Source organism: Rhodococcus sp. ENV425 (assembly GCF_002887785.1).
Lineage (GTDB): Bacteria > Actinomycetota > Actinomycetes > Mycobacteriales > Mycobacteriaceae > Rhodococcus > Rhodococcus aetherivorans.
Genome location: NZ_PCZU01000209.1, coordinates 41578 through 59747 on the forward strand (window position 1 = coordinate 41578; position 18170 = coordinate 59747).

Consider the following 18170-nt stretch of genomic DNA (forward strand, 5'->3'; position numbering starts at 1 on the left):
GCCGCCGACAGCTGAGCACCGTCGCCCGGCGGCAGATGCGGCTGATCCGTGCCGACCGCGGCTACCTCGTCTTCCTGTCACTGCTGCCGTTCATCCTCGGCGGGCTGTCGATCCTGGTGCCCGGCAGCGACGGATTCGGCCCACCGAGCCCGGGGGCGGAGCCCGGCGAGCTGGCGTTCATCCTCATCCTGCTGATCCTCGGCGCCTGCTTCATGGGCTCGTCGCTCACCGTCCGGGACCTCGTCGGTGAACGGATGATCTACCACCGCGAACGTGCCGCCGGGCTCGCGCCCTCGGCGTACCTGATCGCGAAGATCGTGGTGTTCTGCGCCGCCGCGATCGTGCAGTCGCTCGTGCTGGTCCTCGTCGTCCTCGTCGGCAAGGGCACCCCCGGGCCCGGCAGCGTGATCCCCTCCGGCAGCGTCGAACTCGTCGTCGACATCGCGCTGACCACGTGCGCCTGCGTGGTGGTCGGCCTGGCCCTGTCGGCCGTCGCCCGGTCCGGCGAACAGGTGATGCCGCTGCTCGTCGTGACGGTCATGGTGCAACTCGTGCTCAGCGGCGGCCTGATTCCCATCACCGGGCGCGCCGTGCTCGCCCAGCTGTCGTGGCTGTCGCCGTCGCGCTGGGGCTATGCCGCGACCGCCTCGACCGTCGACCTGCGTGCCAAGGACCCGACCGCCGAGGCCGACGTGCTGTGGCAGCACGCCCCGTCGTGGTGGCTGCTCTCCGCCGGAATGCTGCTCCTCCTCGGCATCGTCTACGCCACGTTCACCTACACCCGGTTGCGGCTGCGCGCCCGGTGAGCGCGATGCCGATGTCTCACACGAGGACGAGCGCGACGGCGACCGCGATGTCGAGGACGGCGCAGAACTCGGCGAAGGAACGGTCCACGGTGACCCGGAGCCGATGGTGGACGAGATCCCACACGCCGTGCAGGAACCATCCGGCCGCGACGATGTACCGGGCGACGTCCGGATCGACGGCGAGCGCGACCAGGCCGAGCGCCCCGAAGGCGACCATGCCGGCCGCCTGGACGAGGAAACGGCGGTCGCGCAGCCGGCCGCGCACCGCGCCCACGACGACCACGACCGCCGCCGCGGCGCCGATCAGCACCGTCGACGGCACGACGTCCAGCGCCCGCACCACGAACCACGCCGTGTAGGAGGCCGGGAACACCACCCACACCGCACGCGGGCGGTCGAGCACGGCCGTGACGAGATACAGGAACGGCAGCAGCATCATCATCTCGGTGAGGATCTCGACGCTCGCCTCGGCGGGCGTGCCGATCAGAGCGAACGCAAGAGCCGCCACCGTCGGCCAGCGCTGCGCCAGGAAGGCCGGCCCGGCCGAGCGGCGCGATGCGGGGCGGGCCGTGCTCACGGCCGTCGTGGTGTCCATGAGGTCTCCCGGGGGCAGTGGTGGGGGATGCCTCCACGATCGGCGGCCGGGGCCGGCCGGGCGAGACCCGGGCGCCGGACAGGTCCGGAAATTTGGGATCCCTGTCCGCCGGACACGTCGCGTCCGGGCCCGGCCCCGGTTACGGTCGACGGTGTGGACGAACGACTCGTGGTGGTCGTCGGCTACGACCGGGCGGAGCTGCTCGACATCGCCTGCGTGACGACCACGTTCGCGGCGGCGAACCGGTTCGGCGCGGTCCCGGCGTACCGGGTCGAGCTGGCCACCCCCGGCGGGGCCGCGATCGCCTGCGACACCGGGCTCGTGCTGGCCGGACAGCGACGGCTCGAGCGGCTCGTCGGAACGCTCGACACCCTCGTGGTCTCCGGTGGTTTCGGGCACATCGACATGGCCGACGACGCCCGGTTCGTCGGCCACGTGCGCCGCCTGGCGCGGGACAGCCGTCGGGTGGCGTCCGTGTGCACGGGCGCCTCCGTCCTCGCGGCCGCCGGTCTGCTCGACGGCCGTCGCGCCACCACCCACTGGGCGTTCGCCGATCGGCTCGCCGCGCGGTATCCGCAGGGGCAGGTGGATCCGTTGCCGATCTTCGTGCGCGACGGGCACGTCGCCACCGCCGCCGGCGTCACCAGCGCCCTGGACCTCGCCCTCGCGTTCGTCGAGGAGGACCACGGCCCCGACATGGCCCGCCGGGTCTCCCGGGCCCTCGTCACCTACCTGCAGCGGCCGGGCAACCAGGCGCAGATGAGCATGTTCACCACGGCCCCCGAACCGAAGGACCGCGGGATGCGGCGCCTCGTCGACCACATCACCACCCACCTCGACGGCGATCTGTCGGCCGCCGCGCTCGCCGCGCGCGCCGGGATGAGCGAACGGCACCTCACCCGGATGTTCCTGCACCACCTGCACGACACACCCGCCCGCTACGTCCGCCGGGTTCGGCTCGAGTCCGCCGCCGTCCTGCTCACCACCACGTCGCTGCCGGTCACGGCGGTCGCGGCGCGCTGCGGCTTCGGCACGGCCGAGACGCTGCGGCAGGCGTTCACCCGTCGCTACGGGGCGTCACCGGCGGCGTTCCGCGCCGGTCACTCGCGTACCGCGGCCCGGCACACCGGGGCCGGCTGAGCGGGTCTCAGGACAGGTACTCGGGGTCCGGGCAGGTCTTGTGCGACCAGTCCGACCCGAGGCGGCCCTGGTGCGAGTCCTCCGGGCACTCGCCGCTGCGCTCGCCCGCGCGCGCCAGGGACACCACGACGGATTTCGAGGTAGGGCAATTGCTCTGGCGTGCAGTCGAATCCAGCGGCACCAGCTCGTTGGTCTCGGGATAGTAGGCGGCCGCCGAGCCGCGCGGCGTGTCGTACTCGACGATCCGGAACGAGCGCGCGCACCGGACCCGCTCGTCGCCGTCCCACCGGGTGAACAGGTCGACCAGGTCGCCGTCGTCGAAGCCGAGGGCGGCGATGTCGTCGCGGTGCAGGAAGATCACCCGCCGCCCGCCCTCGATGCCGCGGTACCGGTCGCTCAGCCCGTAGACGGTGGTGTTGAACTGGTCGTGGCTCCGCAGGGTCTGCAGGATCACGTGCCCCGCGGGCACCTGCAGCACGTCGATCGGGGAGACCGCGAACTCGGCCCGCCCGGAGGCGGTGTGGAAGGAGCGCGAATCGCGCGGCGGATGCGGCAGGACGAAGCCGCCCGGCCGCCGCACGTTCACGTCGTAGCTCTCGCACCCGGGCACCACCCGCGAGATCAGGCCGCGGACGACGCCGTAGTCGTCGCGCATCGCCTTCCAGTCGAGGCCGTACCGGTCCCCCAGCGTGGCCTCGGCGATCCGGGAGACGACCTCGACCTCGGACTTCAGGTGCGCGCTCGCCGGCGGCAACGGTCCGCGGGACGCGTGGACCGAGCACGTGGAGTCCTCGACCGTCACGAACTGCGGGCCCGACGCCTGCACGTCCTGCTCGGTGCGGCCCTTGGCCGGCAGGATCAGCGCCGTCTCGCCGCACACGAGATGCGACCGGTTGATCTTGGTGGAGACCTGCACCGTCATCCGGGCCCTGCGCATCGCCGCCGCGGTGACGTGGGTGTCCGGCGCGGCCTGCACGAAGTTGCCCCCGAGCCCCATGAAGAAGCGGGCCCGGCCGTCGCGCAGGGCCCGGATGGAGTCGACGGTGTCGAAGCCGTTCTCGCGCGGCGGATCGAAGCCGAACTCCCGTTGCAGCGCATCGAGGAAGTGGGCCGGCGGCCGCTCCCAGATACCCATGGTGCGGTCGCCCTGCACGTTCGAATGCCCGCGCACGGGGAACAGACCCGCGCCCCGCTTGCCGATGTTGCCCTGCGCGAGGGCCAGGTTGGTGACCTCCTTGATGGTGGCCACCGCGTTGCGGTGCTGGGTCAGGCCCATCGCCCAGCAGAACACCGTTGCGCGCGAGTCGCGCAGCAGCGTCGCCGCCTCGGTGATCTGCTCCCGCGACAGCCCCGTGGCGGTGGTGACGACGTCCCAGTCGACGCCGGCGACGTGGTGGCGCCACTGCTCGAAACCGTGGGTGTGCCGTTCGATGAACTCGTGGTCGAGCGCGTCCCATTCCACGAGCAGCGAACCGAACGCCTGCAGCAGCGCGAGGTCGCCGTTCAGCGCGATCGGCAGGTGCAGGTCCGACAGGTCGGTGCCGCGGCCGACGACCCCGCGTGGGGTCTGCGGATTGCGGAAGTTGACCAGGCCCGCCTCGCGCAGCGGGTTGATCGACAGGATCGTGGCGCCGTTGCGTTTCGCCTTCTCGAGGGCGGTCAGCATGCGCGGATGGTTCGTCCCCGGATTCTGGCCCTGCAGGACGATGAGCTCCGCGTGGTACACGTCGTCGAGCGTGACGCTCGCCTTGCCGATGCCGATCGACTCCTGCAGCGCGATGCTGGTGGACTCGTGGCACATGTTGGAGCAGTCGGGCAGGTTGTTCGTGCCGAAGGCCCGGGCGAACAGCTGGTAGGCGAATGCCACCTCGTTCGAGGCGCGCCCGGAGGTGTAGAAGATCGCCTCGTCGGGGCTGTCGAGCGCCTCGAGTTCCGCACCGATCAGGGCGAACGCCTCGTCCCAGTCGATCGGCTCGTAGTGGGTGGCGCCGGGCCGCTTGATCATCGGATGCGTGATGCGGCCCTGCCGGCCGAGCCAGTGCTCGCTGTGCGAATCCAGGTCGGCGATGCTGTGTGCGGCGAAGAACTCGGGAGTGGCACGGCGCCGGGTCGCCTCCTCCGCCACCGCCTTCGCACCGTTCTCGCAGAACTCGGCGACCGATCGATGTCCCGGGTCCGGATCGGGCCACGCACAGCTCATGCAGTCGAAGCCCTCGGCCTGGTTCAGCCGCAACAGCGTCTGCGCCGTCCGGATCGGTCCCATCCGTTCGAGGGACCGCTTCAGCGACACCGCCACCGCGGTCGGGCCCGCGGCGTGATCCTCGGCGTCGTCGACCTCGAGGTCGCGCTCGTCGTAGTCCCGATCGTGTCTGCGCATCGCCGGCCCCTCGTCGTCCACACCGTGTCCGCGGTCGTCCACACCGTGTCCGCGCGCCCGGGTGCCCCGCGCACGCGTGTCGGTGCACTGCCTACCCGCGCGGCCCGCTCCCGAAACCGCGTTCACGAAGGTCGGCGGGCATCGCGGCAGCGTCGTACGGTGGCCCCATGAAGTGGTCGAAAGCCCTCGGAATCCCCGCCGCGGCGATGGCCGCGGTCGCCTCGTACGACCTGCTGCAGCGACGCCACGCGCTGCTGCGCAACTTCCCCGTCGTCGGGCACGGCCGCTACCTGCTCGAAGCGGTCGGTCCCGAGTTGCGGCAGTACATCACCACCGGCAACGACGAGGAGCGCCCCTTCACCCGCGATCAGCGTCGCTGGGTGTACGCGTCGTCGAAACTCGTGAACAACACCTTCGGTTTCGGCACCGACAACGACGTCGAATACACCGACGGTTACACGATCATCAAGCACCGCACGTTCTCCGAGACCCCGCCGTCGGCGGCGCCGCACGCCGGGGAGGAGCTGCGGATCCCGTCGGCGAAGATCCTCGGCGGGGCGCGCGGGCGGGCGAAGGCGTTCCGGCCGCAGTCGATCGTCAACATCTCGGCGATGAGCTTCGGCTCGCTGAGCGGGGCCGCCGTCTCGGCGCTCAACCGCGGTGCCGCCGCCAGCGGGTGCCTGCACAACACCGGCGAGGGCGGGCTGTCGCGCTACCACCGCAACGGGGCAGACCTGATCTTCCAGATCGGCACCGCGTACTTCGGCTGCCGCGACGAGGAGGGCCGGTTCGACCTGGCCCGGCTGAAGGCCGTCGTCGAGTCGGCGCCGGTGCGGGCGATCGAGATCAAACTGAGCCAGGGTGCCAAGCCCGGCCTCGGCGGCCTGCTGCCCGGAGCCAAGGTGACCCCCGAGATCGCCGAGATCCGCGGCATCCCGGAGGGTCGCGACTGTGTCAGCCCGTCGCGGCACACCACGTTCCACGACGTCGACAGCATGCTCGACTGGATCGAGCTGATCGCCCACGAGACCGGGTTGCCGGTCGGCATCAAGTCGGCGGTCGGCGACATGGCGTTCTGGCAGAACCTCGTCGACGCGATGTGCAACTCCGACCGCGGCGTCGACTTCGTGACGATCGACGGCGGCGAGGGTGGCACGGGCGCCGCGCCGCTCGTGTTCACGGACGCGGTCTCGCTGCCCTTCCGCAGCGGCTTCGCCCGGGTCTACAAGCTGTTCACGGAGGCGGGCCTCAGCGACGACGTGACGTTCATCGGCGCCGGCAAGCTCGGACTGCCCGACAACGCGGTGGTGGCGATGGCCCTGGGCTGCGACATGGTCAACATCGCGCGGGAGCCGATGCTCGCGATCGGCTGCATCCAGGCCCAGAAGTGCCACACCGACCGGTGTCCGACGGGCGTCGCCACCCAGAACCCGTGGCTCGAGCGGGGGCTCGACGTGGAGCTGAAGTCGGTGCGCGCCGCCAACTACATCCGGGCGCTGCGCCGGGACATCTTCAAGCTGGCCGAGGCGTGCGGCGTCGCGCATCCCGGTCTGATCACCCCGACCGACGTCGAGGTGGCGGACGGCAACCGCCGCGCGATCACGCTCGCGGAAATGTACGGCTACCAGCCCGGCTGGGGCCTGCCCGGCGCGTCGGACCGGGAAGAGATCACGCGGCTGATGCTCGGGGTCGCCGCGGCCGAGGGGGGCGAGGGCTCGCCCGGCGCGCGCACGGTGCCGTGACGCGGGTCGGGTCGCTGTCCAGAATCCGGACAGTTCGGGGCGCCGATCCCGCGTCACGCTGGAGCACGACCACTCGCGACACCGCGGAACCCGCCGGGAGGCAGATCGTGATCGACAAGATGTACGCCACGGTTCTCACCGTCGGCGGTGTCGTGTTCGCCGGCTGCCTGCTCCTCGGCGAGGCGATGGACGCGATGGGCGGCGGGGGCGGCGGTCGCGCCACCGGACTGCGCGCGCTTCCGGGCGACACCGCCGAACAGGCCGAGTGCCTCTGCTAGAGTCTGCCGCGTGTCCGCTACCGCCGTGCCTCGCGTCCGCCATGAACTGGCGCTGATCGCTGTCGGCGTGCGCGCGGTCGCCGACGTCGACTGTCGTCGCTGACTCCCGTCACCAACCCTTGCGGCATCGTTGCCGCCCCCGGTTGCCGAGGAGTCGCGTCGCCCCGTCCGGCGTGACATTCGTCGGCCCGACTCGTTCGGGTCCACGTCTCCACCACCTTCGTCCGTCCTGCGGAGCGTCTCCTCGAACCGGTGTGCCCGGGTCCTCCCCCGGTCTCGCACAGAGACACTCCTGCAGGAAAGGCATCACCTCATGAAGAGACGTTCGGGTCTGTTCGTCACCGCCCTCGCCGCCCTCGGCGCGACCGTGCTGACCGCGTGCTCCGGCGGATCCAGCGACACCGTGGGCGGAGGTGAGAGCAGCGGCGACGGCTCCGGCGGCACGATCAACCTGTACGCGTACGCCGTGCCGAAGCCCGGATTCGACAAGCTGATCCCCGCCTTCCAGGCCACCGAGGAGGGTGCGGACGTCGAGTTCCAGCAGTCCTACGGCGCCTCCGGCGATCAGTCCCGGAAGGTCAAGGACGGCGCCGAGGCGGACTTCGTCAACTTCTCCGTCGAGCCGGACATCACCCGTCTCGTCGACGCCGGGCTCGTCGAGGCCGATTGGAACTCCGGTCCGTACAACGGAATTCCCTTCGGTTCGGTGGTGACGATCGTGGTGCGCGAGGGCAACCCCAAGAACATCACCGACTGGGACGACCTGCTGCAGCCCGGCCTCGAGGTCGTCACGCCCAACCCGTTCAGTTCCGGCTCGGCCAAGTGGAACCTGCTCGCCCCCTACGCGGCGAAGAGCGACGGCGGCGCGAACCCGCAGGCGGGTCTGGACTACGTCACCACACTCGTGAACGAGCACGTCAAGATCCAGCCCAAGTCCGGTCGCGAGGCCACCGAGGCGTTCCTGCAGGGCTCCGGCGACGTGCTGCTCAGCTACGAGAACGAGGCGCTGTTCATCGAGCGCAACGGCGACCCTGTCGAGCACGTCACCCCGCCCACCACCTTCAAGATCGAGAATCCGGCTGCAGTGCTCACGAATTCGAAGAACGCCGAGAAGGCACGGGCGTTCGCGGACTTCCTCTACACCCCGCAGGCGCAGCGTCTGTGGGCGGAGGCGGGCTTCCGTCCCGTCGACCCCGCGGTGGCGGAGGAGTTCGCGGCCGACTTCCCGCAGCCGGCGAAGCTGTGGACGATCGCGGACCTGGGCGGCTGGAAGGCTGTCGACGAGCAGTTGTTCAAGGCCGAGACCGGCTCGATCGCCGTGATCTACGACAACGCCACGAAGTAGAGCCCGGACAGTGAGTATCACCGACAGCGCCACCGGGGTGGGATCGAGGCCGGCTCCCGCCCCGGCGACGCGCCGCCGCACTCCGCTGCGTGCAGCCACCGGCACGGTCGGACCGCTCGGCATCGGAGTGGCCGTGCTGTGGCTGTCCGTCATCGTTCTGTTGCCGCTCGCGGCGCTGGCCACCGAGGCGTTCGCCGACGGTCCGAGTGGCTTCTGGAACGCCGTCACCGCCCCGGCCGCGCTGGCGACGCTGCGGATCACCGTGGTCGTCTCCGCAATCGTCGCGGTCGTCAACGTGGTCATGGGCACCCTCATCGCGTGGGTACTGGTGCGCGACGAGTTCCCGGGCAAGAAGTTCGTCAATGCCCTGATCGACCTGCCCTTCGCGCTGCCCACCATCGTGGCGAGCATTGTGCTGCTGGCGCTGTACGGGCCGGAGAGCCCGATCGGTATCCATCTCAACGCCTCCCAGCCGGGGCTCGTCGTCGCGCTGGCATTCGTGACGCTGCCGTTCGTGGTGCGTTCGGTGCAGCCGGTGCTCCTCGAGGCGGACCGAGAGGTGGAAGAGGCCGCGGCGTCCCTCGGCGCGAACAACCTGACCATCTTCCGGTCCGTGGTACTGCCCGTGCTGACCCCGGCTGTCGTCAGCGGTGCCGGGCTCGCGTTCGCCCGTGCCCTCGGCGAATACGGATCGATCGTGCTCATCGGCGGCAACATCCCGTACGAGACCCAGGTGGCGTCGCAGTACATCCAGCAGCAGATCGAGATCGACCGCCCGGTGAACGCTGCCGCGGTGTCCGTGGCACTGCTGCTCATCGCCTTCGTCGTGCTGTTCGTGCTGCGCCTGGCAACGGGACGCAGCCTGCGCCGGGAGGAGGAGGACCGATGAAGGTCTCCCCGTGGACGCGAATCTCGCTGCGGACGATCGCACTCGGCTACCTGTTGGTCCTGTTGCTCGTTCCGATCGGGGTGATCCTCTACCGCACATTCGAGAACGGCGTGGGTGCGTTCCTCCAGTCGATCAGCACGCCCGCGGCGATCTCGGCGTTGAACCTGTCGCTGCTGATCGTCGCCATCGTGGTGCCCGTCAACGTCGTGTTCGGTGTCGTCGTCGCGCTTGCGCTCGTGCGCGGCCGGTTCCGCGGCCGCGGGCTGCTGCAAGCCGTGGTGGACCTGCCGTTCGCCGTCTCACCGATCGTCGTCGGTGTCGCCCTGATCATGCTGTGGGGTGCCGGCGGGTGGTTCGGAGGTGTCGAATCCCTCGGATTCAAGGTGATATTCGGGCTACCGGGCATGGTGATCGCCACGATCTTCGTCACCTTGCCGTTCGTCGTGCGCGAGGTCGAACCGGTGCTTCACGAGATCGGCCAGGAACAGGAGCAGGCCGCCGCGACACTCGGCGCGAACGGCTGGCAGACGTTCCGGCGCATCACCCTCCCCTCGATCCGGTGGGGCCTGACGTACGGCGTGGTCCTCACCGTCGCCCGCGCGCTCGGCGAGTTCGGGGCTGTCATCATGGTCTCGTCCGGCTTCCCCGGCGTGTCCCAGACCCTGACGTTGCTGGTGCACTCCCGCTACATCGACGACCACAACACCTTCGGCGCCTACTGCGCCGCGACCCTGCTCATGGCCATCGCCGTGATCGTGCTGCTGCTGATGACCCTGCTCGACCGCAAGAGGAGTACCAGATGATCACCGTCATGGGCGCACGAAAGAACTACGGCGACTTCGCGGCCCTCGACGACGTCGACATCGAGATCCCGTCCGGGTCGCTCACCGCGCTGCTCGGACCCTCGGGCTCCGGTAAGTCGACGCTGCTGCGGTCCATCGCCGGACTGGAAACCCTCGACGACGGCATCGTGCGCATCGGCGGCGACGACGTGACCGGCGTGACCCCGCAGAAGCGGGACATCGGTTTCGTCTTCCAGCACTACGCGGCGTTCAAGCACATGACCGTCCGCGAGAACGTCGCGTTCGGATTGAAGATCCGCAAGCGGCCCAAGACCGAAATCGGCCGCCGCGTCGACGAACTGCTCGGCATCGTCGGGCTCGACGGGTTCCAGCAACGCTATCCGGCACAGCTGTCCGGCGGCCAGCGCCAGCGCATGGCCCTGGCCCGCGCCCTCGCCGTCGATCCCAAGGTGCTGCTGCTCGACGAACCGTTCGGCGCGCTCGACGCCAAGGTGCGCGCCGACCTGCGCACGTGGCTGCGCCGCTTGCACGACGAGGTGCACGTGACCACCGTGCTGGTCACCCATGATCAGGAGGAGGCGCTCGACGTCGCCGACCGGATCGCCGTGATGAACCGGGGCCGCATCGAGCAGGTCGGAACCCCGCGGGACCTGTACGACCGGCCCGCGAACGACTTCGTGATGTCGTTCCTGGGCAATGTCTCCAGGCTCAACGGAAAGTTGGTGCGGCCGCACGACATCCGTCTCGGTCGCGAACCCGATCTCGCCCGCGCCCAGGACGCGGGCACCGCCGGGTCCGTGGGTGTCACCCGCGCGACGGTGGAGCGGGTCGTGCACCTCGGGTTCGAGGTCCGCGTCGAGCTGCGCAACGCCGCGACCGGTGAGGACTTCACCGCGCAGGTCACCCGCGGCGACGCACGCGCTCTCGGTCTCGCGCCCGGCGAGACCGTCTATGCGCGCGCGACCGAGGAACCGGCGCTGCCGGAGACGACGCGGGTGCCGATCGGCTAGAGCCACGCCCGCCCACCGGCGCCTCACTCGGCCGAATGTCACACAGGTTCAGTTGGATCGAACCCGTGTGACATTCGGCCATTCAGGCGTGCGGTATCACCCCGCGGACTGCTCGGGTCCTGCGGCGGGTTCGAATCACCCGGATCGGAATCCGTGACGAGCAGGACCCCGCCGGGCGACAGTGATCTCCACGCGCCCCGCCCGCTCGGTGTGCACGCCGATCACTCACCCGAGATCCGTGAAAGGTACTACCCGATGAACGCTTTCCCCGGTGGGTCGGCGTGAGCGCGCCGACCGGGATCCGTCCCGCGCCGGCGAGCACCGCCGAGCCCGACGACGCCGGGTTGGTCGTCGCCCCCGCCCGCCACCCGCTGCGCTGGCTGGTCGCCGCCCTCGCCCTCGTCCTGGTGGCGCAGTTCGTGCACGGCCTGGCTACCAACCCGGGCTGGGACTGGGCGACGTTCGCCCGGTACTTCACCGCACAGTCCGTGCTCTCGGCCCTGGTGGTGACCATCGAACTCACCGTGTGGGGAACGGTTCTCGGATTCGGGCTCGGCGTGCTGCTCGCCGTCGGCAGGCTGTCCAGGAATCCCGTCCTGCAGGTGATCTCCTGGGTGTACATCTGGGCGTTCCGATCCATCCCGCTCATCGTGCAGCTGCTGTTCTGGTTCAACATCGCGTACCTGTACCGAACGCTGTCGCTGGGTGTCCCGTTCGGACCGTCGTTCTTCGATTTCGAGGTCACCGGCGTGATCTCCGGCTTCACCGCCGCGGTGATCGGCCTGGCCCTGCATCAGGCGGCCTACTCGGCGGAGATCATCCGCGCCGGCATCATCTCCGTGGACCACGGCCAGATCGAGGCGGCGCAGGCCCTGGGCATCCCTCGTCGCCGGCAGTTCTTCAAGATCGTTCTGCCGCAGGCCATGCGATCGATCCTGCCCAACGCCGCCAACGAGGTCATCAGCCTGTTCAAGGGCACCTCGATCGTCTCCACGATGGCGATCGCCGAGCTGTTCTATCAGGTGCAGGTCGTCTTCGGCCGCAACGGCCGGGTCGTGCCCCTGCTCATGGTGGCCACCGTCTGGTACATCGTGCTCACCACCGCGTTGTCGATCGTCCAGTACTACGTGGAGCGGCACTACGCGCGCGGCTCGTCCCGCGCCCTCCCGCTCACCCCCTGGCAGAAGACCGTCGCCAAGTTCCGCGAGATCCGCGACTCGGGTATCGCCGCACCCCGGGGAGCCACCCGATGACCACGCCGGTCGATCCCACCCCGTACGCCGTCGACGTCCGGGGCGTGCACAAGTCGTTCGGATCCCTCGAGGTCCTCAGGGGTGTCGACCTGAAGGTCCGCAAGGGCGAGGTCACGGTGATCCTCGGCCCCTCCGGCTCCGGCAAGTCCACCCTGCTGCGCACCCTCAACCACCTCGAGAAGGTCGACCGCGGCACGGTCCGCATCGACGGCGAACTCGTCGGCTACCGCCGCCGGGGCAACAAGCTGCACGAGTTACGCGAGAGGGACATCCTCCGTCAACGGTCGCGCATCGGATTCGTGTTCCAGAACTTCAACCTCTTCCCGCACCTGACCGTGCTCGAGAACGTGATCGAGGCGCCGATCTCCGCGCAGCGCCGCGACCGCGCCGAGGTCGAGACGCTCGCCCGCGAACTGCTCGACCGGGTCGGCGTCGGCGACAAGATCCACGACTACCCCAAACAGCTGTCCGGTGGGCAGCAGCAGCGGGTCGCCATCGCCCGCGCCCTCGCGCTGCGCCCGGCCGTGATCCTGTTCGACGAGCCGACCTCCGCGCTCGACCCCGAACTGGTCGGCGAGGTGCTCGAGGTGATCCGCGACCTGGCCCGCGACGGTGCGACCCTGGTGATCGTCACCCACGAGATCGGCTTCGCGCGTGAGGTTGCCGACACCGTCGTGTTCATGGACGGCGGCGTCGTCGTCGAACAAGGTCCGCCCGCGCAGGTTCTCGACCGGCCCACCCAGGAGCGCACCCGCGCCTTCCTGTCCAAAGTCCTCTGAAGTCCTCCCGAAAGGCAATGATGTCCGCGTTGACCCGACGCACGAGGCTGGTCGCCTCGGCCCTGACCGCCGTCGCCCTGCTGTCGGTCGCCGCCTGCGGCACCGACGAGCCCGACGCGGCCGGCGCCGCCGGCTACAACCTCACCGCCGACCAGAACCGCATCACCACCGACCCCGTACCCGAGATCGCGGCCGAGGTCCCGCAGTCCATCCGCGACCGCGGCACCCTCATCGTCACGGGGTCTGCCGGCACCGCACCCCCGCTGCGGTTCTACGCCGACGACGACAAGACCATCATCGGCTCCGAGACCGACTTCGCGCATCTCCTCGGCGACGTTCTCGACCTCGACGTCGAGCTCACCGCCGCGGACTGGGCGCAGAACTTCGTGCGCGTCGACTCCGGTGAGGCGGACGTGTTCATCTCCAATGTCACCGTCACGGAGGAACGCAAGGAGAAGTACGACTTCTCCACCTACCGCCTCGACAACCTCGCCTTCGAGGTGAAGAAGGACAGCGGGATCGAGGTGAAGGACCCGAAGGATGTCGCGGGTCTGAAGGTCGGCGTGAGCTCCGGCACCAACCAGGAGGCGCTGCTCGTCGAGTGGAACGAGCAGAACGTCGCCGCGGGCCTCGAGCCCACCGAAATCCTCTACTTCCAGAACGCCACCGACTACTACCTCGCGCTCGGCTCCGGCCGCATCGACGCCTACTTCGGGCCCAATCCGTCCGCGTCGTTCCACGTCATCCAGGCCGGTGAGACCGAGATCGCCGGCACGTTCTCCGGCGCGGGCCCGGACCTGCAGGGCGAGATCGCGGTCCTGACCAAGAAGGACAACGGCCTGATCGAGGCGATCAACGCGGCGCTCAACCACGTCATCGAGAACGGCACCTACCAGCAGGTGCTCGACCGATGGGGTATCGCGAACGAGGCGGTCGAGACGTCGGTGATCAATCCTCCGGGCCTGCCGAAGAAGCAGTAACCGGACGACAGCCAGGGAGGGACAGCAATGAGCCGGGTGGAGCCCCGGGCCGACGTCGTGATCGTCGGGGGTGGCGTCATCGGATCGGCGGCGGCGTGGCGTCTGGCCACCCGCGGGAAGTCGGTGACCCTGCTCGAGCAGTTCGAGCCGGGTCATCGCCGCGGCGCCTCGCACGGCAGTTCCCGCATCTACCGGCAGGCCTACGACGGCGAGTTCTACACGGCGCTCGCCGGCCGTGCCCTGCCGCTCTGGCGGCACCTGCAGGACACCACGGGCACGGAGGTACTGACCCTCACCGGCGCGGTCGACCACGGACTGCCCGCCGTCGTCGAGTCGCGTGCCCGGTCGCTGGCCGCCCTCGGAATCCGGCACGAGGTCCTCGAGCCGTGCTCCGCGGAACGTCGTTGGCCCGGGATACGGTTCGACACAGCCGTCGTGCATCATCCCGAGGCGGGCCGGCTGCACGCCGACCGCGCGGTCGCCGCGTTCCAGGAGGCCGCGGCGCAGGCCGGGGCCGACGTGCGGCACGGGATCGTGGTCGAAAGCCTGCACAGCCACGGACACGGCGTCGACGTGGTCACCCCGGACGCGGTGGTGCGCGGCCGGCATGTCGTCGTCGCGGCCGGCGCATGGTCGCACCGGTTGCTCACCCGGGCTTCGGATCCGGCGCCCCGCCTCCCGGCGATGCGGACGACGCAGGAGCAGCCCGCGCACTTCGTTCCCGTCACGGGCCCCGACTGGCCGAGCTTCGTCCATCACCCCGGCGCGTTGCTCACGACAGCCGGCATCTACGGGCTCGGCTCCGAGGACGGCATCAAGATCGGCGAGCACGGCACCGGACCCGAAGTGACGCCCGAGACGAGAACCTTCCGGGCCGACCCCGCCGGCCTCGCGCGGCTCGCCGCCTACGCTGCCCGGTGGCTGCCCGGCGTCGACCCGGGCAGCGCCGTGGCCGACACCTGCCTGTACACCAGCACACCCGACAGCAACTTCGTCGTGGACCGCATCGGCGCCGTCGTCGTGGCCGCGGGCTTCTCCGGGCACGGCTTCAAGTTCGCCCCCGCAATCGGGGAGCTGATCGCGGGGCTCGTCGAAGGCACGGCCGTCGCGCCGGAGCCGTTCCGGTTCGGCACCCGCGAGGCGGTGACCGCGCGATGACCACCGCCCGCCGCATCCAGGTCTGCCCCGTGCGGCAGGACGACCCGCTGGCCGCCCCGCTGCTCACCGAACTCGCCGTCGAATACAGCACCCGCTACGAACGTCCGCTCGACGAGCAGATCCACCCCCTCCCCCCCCACCCGGCCGACGAGTTCGCCGAACCCGACGGGACGTTGCTGGTGCTCGTCGAGGACGGAGAACCCGTCGCCGGGGGCGCGTTCCGCCGTTACGACGCGACCACCGCAGAGCTCAAGCGCATCTGGACGTCGAAGGCGCACCGCCGCCGCGGACTCGGCAGACTCGTGCTGGAGGAACTCGAGGCCGAGGCGGCCCGGAGGGGGTACGCCCGCATCTACCTGACCACCGGGTGGCGTCAACCCGAGGCGGTCGCGCTGTACCTGGCCGCGGGATACACCGCCCTGTTCGATCCCGGCCGACCGGCCGAGGAGATCGGGCCGCACCCCTTCGAGAAGACGCTGATCCGGTTGCGGACGGACTGAACCGCGCCGAGCGGCTCGAAGCAGTGCACGAATCGGACATCCACAGCCGTCGCGACGCGTGCGGACGTCCGATTCTCATGTGGACTCTCCGCCGCCACGATCCTCCCGAAGACCCCCCACCAGGCCGCGGCGGCTTCCTGGATCGCTCCCACCGGTACGAGCGCGCGGAGGAGAACCTGACGCTCATCCGTCAACTCTGGGATTCGTGGCGTAGCGACGACATCGTCGCCGACAAGGCCGGCGGCCGGTTCCTGCGTCGACCCGACGCCGGCGCCTTCGAACACCACGGCAACCACTTCGACGTGCACGGCAGGTTCACGGTTCCGCGCAGCCCCCAGGGACGCCCGGTGATCCTCCAGGCCGGGGTGTCCCCGCAGGGCCGGGACTTCGCTGCCGCGAACGCCGACGCCATCTTCTCCCCGTACGGGAAGCTGCCCGAGGCCACGGAGTTCTACCGAGATGTCAAGGCCCGGGCGATCGCTGCCGGCCGCTCCGCCGACGACATCAAGATCCTGCCGTCGGCGAGCTTCGTGATCGGTGACACCGAGGCCGAGGCCGTCGAGAAGTACCACGCGATCCGTAACCAGCAGGTCACCGGGCAGACCGCCCTGATCCTGCTCGAGCAGATCTGGAATCGGGATCTGTCCGAATACGATCCGGAGGGCCCGCTGCCGGACATCGATCCCGACCCCGACGCCGAGCCGATCATCCAGGGACGGGCGTTCGTCCACCAGGACCGGTTCGAGACCGTCGCACGGCTCCGCGCGATCGCGGAGGAGAAGAAGCTGACGCTGCGAGAGGTCGTGATCGACCAGTTCGAGCGCGGACCCCTCGTCGGTACCGCGGCACGGATCGCCGAGCAGATCGACGCCTTCGTGCAGAACGACGGCTCGGACGGGTTCATCCTCGGTTCGCACCTCGTGCCTTGGGGGCTCGACGATTTCGTCGACGAGGTGGTGCCCCTGCTGCAGGACCGTGGTGTCCTCCGCGCCGAGTACACCGGAACCACGCTGCGGCACAACCTCGGGCTGCGGGTGCCGGCCGATCCGGTGGCGGTCGGCGGTTAACCCACCTCCCGCGTGACACTCACCGATCGGGCGCAGACGCCCCGGCAGACGACGTCGGTGGTGCCGGTCTGTGCGGCCGCCGGCTTCACCACCCTGCTCGATTCGTCGGTGCTGAACATCGGCCTTCCCGCCTTGCGGACCGGTCTCGACGCGGGCGTTTCGCAGGTGCAGTGGATCCTGGCCGCATACTCGCTGAGCTTCGGTCTTGCGCTGGTCCCGGCAGGCCGGCTCGGCGATGTGGCCGGCCGGCGGCGGCTGTTCCTCGCGGGCATGACCCTCTTCGCGGTCATGGGGGTGTGCGGAGCTGTCGCGTCCGACCCCTGGACGGTCGTCGCCGCACGGGCCGGTCAGGGGGTCGGGGCGGGCCTGATCAGCGCGCAGGTGCTCGGGATCCTGGCCGAGAACTACACCGGCCCGGCGCGCGCCCGGGCCCTGGCCGCCTACAGCACGGCCGGAGGCCTCGCCGGGCTGTGCGGTCCGCTCGTCGGTGGGCTGGTGCTCGGCGCTGCACCCGGGGACTACGGGTGGCGTGTTCTGCTGATTCTCAACGTGCCGTGCGCACTCGTCACACTCGTGCTCGCGGCCCGCCGCCTGCCCCCGGATCGGGGACGACCGTCGGCCCGCAGCGGGGTCGATGCCGGGGGCCTCGCGCTGCTCGCGGCGGCCACGACGCTGGTGATGGTGCCCGTGGTCTCCGAACCGGGTCCGGTGGGTGCGGTGTTCGCCGTCGGGGGAGCGGCGGTCTCACTCGCCACCTTCCTGTGGTGGGAACGCCGTGTCGCCGTGCGCGGCGGCAAGCCCGTGCTGCTTCCCGAACTGACCGGATCCGGCGGATACATCCTCGGCACCTTGGTCGCACTGTTCTGGTTCGGCGCGGTGCTGTCCCTGAACACCGTCGTGAGCCTGTACCTCATCGAGGGGCGCGGCTATGCCGCGGTCCAGGCCGCCGCCGTGCTGTCCGCCGCCGCCGCGGCGATGGCCGTCGCCTCGGCCGTGGGGTGGCGGGTCGTCGCGCGATACGGCCGGGTGACGGTCGTCGTGGCGGTGGCGGCCGAGATCGCCGTCGTCGGTGGCTACGCCGCCGCTGTGCGGCACGACGCCACGATGCCGGTGTTCGTGGCGCTGGCCGCTCTGTCGGGCCTCTCGGGTGGATTCGTGGATGCACCCAACCGGGCGCTGACGCTCGAGTCGTCCCCGGCGGGTGGTCACGGTGTCGCGGCCGGGTTCCTGCAACTGTCACAGCGGTTGTCCGCGACGGTCGCCCTCGCCGCGGTGTCCGGCCTGTATCTGTCGGCGCTGGCGACGGACGGGGACGACTTCGCCGGTGCCGCGTCGGCCGGCCTCGCGGTGTGCGCCGCCATGCTCGCGATGTCGCTGCTCTGTGCGCTCGCCGACCGGCGTCGTCGTGCCGGCGCCGGGTTTCGATCACGGTGAGCGAAAGGGTTCTC

The 18170-nt window shown here is 70.3% G+C and carries 18 protein-coding genes; 16 read left to right on the forward strand and 2 right to left on the reverse strand.

Going from position 1 to position 18170, the window contains the following annotated elements:
* A partial coding sequence (locus tag CQZ88_RS31245) for an ABC transporter permease (protein WP_258008647.1) occupies positions 1-806 on the forward strand: 806 nt, incomplete at its 5' end.
* A 16-nt stretch (positions 807-822) separates the two neighbouring features.
* Here the strand turns inward: CQZ88_RS31245 and CQZ88_RS17450 are convergent.
* Positions 823-1401, reverse strand: a complete 579-nt coding sequence (locus CQZ88_RS17450; protein WP_050036131.1) for a hypothetical protein — start codon at positions 1399-1401, stop codon at positions 823-825.
* A gap of 153 nt (positions 1402-1554) precedes the next feature.
* Here CQZ88_RS17450 and CQZ88_RS17455 point away from each other — a divergent pair, with 153 nt between their 5' ends.
* The gene (locus CQZ88_RS17455) at positions 1555-2541 is read left to right on the forward strand and encodes a GlxA family transcriptional regulator (protein ID WP_180987036.1); all 987 of its coding nucleotides are present in this window, start codon (positions 1555-1557) and stop codon (positions 2539-2541) included.
* 7 nt (positions 2542-2548) lie between these two features.
* Here the strand turns inward: CQZ88_RS17455 and CQZ88_RS17460 are convergent, their stop codons facing one another.
* Positions 2549-4918, reverse strand: a complete 2370-nt coding sequence (locus tag CQZ88_RS17460; RefSeq protein ID WP_102800102.1) for an FdhF/YdeP family oxidoreductase — start codon at positions 4916-4918, stop codon at positions 2549-2551.
* 167 nt (positions 4919-5085) lie between these two features.
* On the opposite strand from CQZ88_RS17460, the gene CQZ88_RS17465 reads away from it, so the two are divergent.
* From CQZ88_RS17465 to CQZ88_RS17520, 14 genes are all read left to right on the forward strand, one after another.
* Positions 5086-6660, forward strand: a complete 1575-nt coding sequence (locus CQZ88_RS17465; RefSeq protein ID WP_102800091.1) for an FMN-binding glutamate synthase family protein — start codon at positions 5086-5088, stop codon at positions 6658-6660.
* A 107-nt stretch (positions 6661-6767) separates the two neighbouring features.
* The gene (locus CQZ88_RS29955; RefSeq protein ID WP_155951821.1) at positions 6768-6938 is read left to right on the forward strand and encodes a hypothetical protein; all 171 of its coding nucleotides are present in this window, start codon (positions 6768-6770) and stop codon (positions 6936-6938) included.
* Between the two features lie 25 nt (positions 6939-6963).
* Entirely contained in the window at positions 6964-7041 is a 78-nt protein-coding gene (locus tag CQZ88_RS32425) for an Ms4533A family Cys-rich leader peptide (RefSeq protein ID WP_368681482.1), read from the forward strand.
* 210 nt (positions 7042-7251) lie between these two features.
* Positions 7252-8283 (forward strand): sulfate ABC transporter substrate-binding protein, encoded by a 1032-nt coding sequence (locus CQZ88_RS17470; RefSeq protein ID WP_006943619.1) that lies wholly within the window; start codon positions 7252-7254, stop codon positions 8281-8283.
* 10 nt (positions 8284-8293) lie between these two features.
* The gene (cysT, locus tag CQZ88_RS17475; RefSeq protein ID WP_373566454.1) at positions 8294-9172 is read left to right on the forward strand and encodes a sulfate ABC transporter permease subunit CysT; all 879 of its coding nucleotides are present in this window, start codon (positions 8294-8296) and stop codon (positions 9170-9172) included.
* Positions 9169-9975, forward strand: coding sequence for a sulfate ABC transporter permease subunit CysW (gene cysW / locus CQZ88_RS17480; protein WP_010594194.1), 807 nt, complete (start codon positions 9169-9171; stop codon positions 9973-9975). The genes cysT and cysW overlap by 4 nt, the downstream gene beginning before the upstream one ends.
* Positions 9972-10985, forward strand: a complete 1014-nt coding sequence (locus CQZ88_RS17485; protein ID WP_102800092.1) for a sulfate/molybdate ABC transporter ATP-binding protein — start codon at positions 9972-9974, stop codon at positions 10983-10985. The genes cysW and CQZ88_RS17485 overlap by 4 nt, the downstream gene beginning before the upstream one ends.
* A 281-nt stretch (positions 10986-11266) precedes the next feature.
* Positions 11267-12238: an amino acid ABC transporter permease gene (locus CQZ88_RS17490; RefSeq protein ID WP_102800093.1), complete on the forward strand. Its 972-nt coding sequence runs from the start codon at positions 11267-11269 to the stop codon at positions 12236-12238.
* The gene (locus CQZ88_RS17495; RefSeq protein WP_006943628.1) at positions 12235-13017 is read left to right on the forward strand and encodes an amino acid ABC transporter ATP-binding protein; all 783 of its coding nucleotides are present in this window, start codon (positions 12235-12237) and stop codon (positions 13015-13017) included. The genes CQZ88_RS17490 and CQZ88_RS17495 overlap by 4 nt, the downstream gene beginning before the upstream one ends.
* A 20-nt stretch (positions 13018-13037) precedes the next feature.
* A complete protein-coding gene (locus CQZ88_RS17500) occupies positions 13038-13997 on the forward strand; it encodes an ABC transporter substrate-binding protein (RefSeq protein WP_029546669.1) in 960 nt (319 codons plus the stop codon).
* Between the two features lie 27 nt (positions 13998-14024).
* Positions 14025-15155, forward strand: a complete 1131-nt coding sequence (locus tag CQZ88_RS17505) for an FAD-dependent oxidoreductase (protein ID WP_102800094.1) — start codon at positions 14025-14027, stop codon at positions 15153-15155.
* Positions 15152-15655: a GNAT family N-acetyltransferase gene (locus tag CQZ88_RS17510; RefSeq protein WP_102800095.1), complete on the forward strand. Its 504-nt coding sequence runs from the start codon at positions 15152-15154 to the stop codon at positions 15653-15655. Before CQZ88_RS17505 ends, CQZ88_RS17510 begins: the two co-directional genes overlap by 4 nt.
* A 77-nt stretch (positions 15656-15732) precedes the next feature.
* Entirely contained in the window at positions 15733-16722 is a 990-nt protein-coding gene (locus CQZ88_RS17515; RefSeq protein ID WP_251549921.1) for an LLM class flavin-dependent oxidoreductase, read from the forward strand.
* A 12-nt stretch (positions 16723-16734) separates the two neighbouring features.
* Complete coding sequence (locus CQZ88_RS17520) at positions 16735-18156, forward strand: MFS transporter (RefSeq protein WP_251549926.1); 1422 nt, start codon at positions 16735-16737, stop codon at positions 18154-18156.
* Positions 18157-18170: the final 14 nt, after the last annotated feature.

Bases quoted from the DNA above. Each gene is read 5' to 3' on its own strand.
- CQZ88_RS17450 (WP_050036131.1), bottom strand. From the start codon at position 1,401: ATGGACACCACGACGGCCGTGAGCACGGCCCGCCCCGCATCGCGCCGC.
- CQZ88_RS17460 (WP_102800102.1), bottom strand. From the start codon at position 4,918: ATGCGCAGACACGATCGGGACTACGACGAGCGCGACCTCGAGGTCGAC.
- CQZ88_RS17465 (WP_102800091.1), top strand. From the start codon at position 5,086: ATGAAGTGGTCGAAAGCCCTCGGAATCCCCGCCGCGGCGATGGCCGCG.
- CQZ88_RS17470 (WP_006943619.1), top strand. From the start codon at position 7,252: ATGAAGAGACGTTCGGGTCTGTTCGTCACCGCCCTCGCCGCCCTCGGC.
- cysW (WP_010594194.1), top strand. From the start codon at position 9,169: ATGAAGGTCTCCCCGTGGACGCGAATCTCGCTGCGGACGATCGCACTC.
- CQZ88_RS17485 (WP_102800092.1), top strand. From the start codon at position 9,972: ATGATCACCGTCATGGGCGCACGAAAGAACTACGGCGACTTCGCGGCC.
- CQZ88_RS17495 (WP_006943628.1), top strand. From the start codon at position 12,235: ATGACCACGCCGGTCGATCCCACCCCGTACGCCGTCGACGTCCGGGGC.
- CQZ88_RS17500 (WP_029546669.1), top strand. From the start codon at position 13,038: ATGTCCGCGTTGACCCGACGCACGAGGCTGGTCGCCTCGGCCCTGACC.
- CQZ88_RS17505 (WP_102800094.1), top strand. From the start codon at position 14,025: ATGAGCCGGGTGGAGCCCCGGGCCGACGTCGTGATCGTCGGGGGTGGC.
- CQZ88_RS17510 (WP_102800095.1), top strand. From the start codon at position 15,152: ATGACCACCGCCCGCCGCATCCAGGTCTGCCCCGTGCGGCAGGACGAC.
- CQZ88_RS17515 (WP_251549921.1), top strand. From the start codon at position 15,733: ATGTGGACTCTCCGCCGCCACGATCCTCCCGAAGACCCCCCACCAGGC.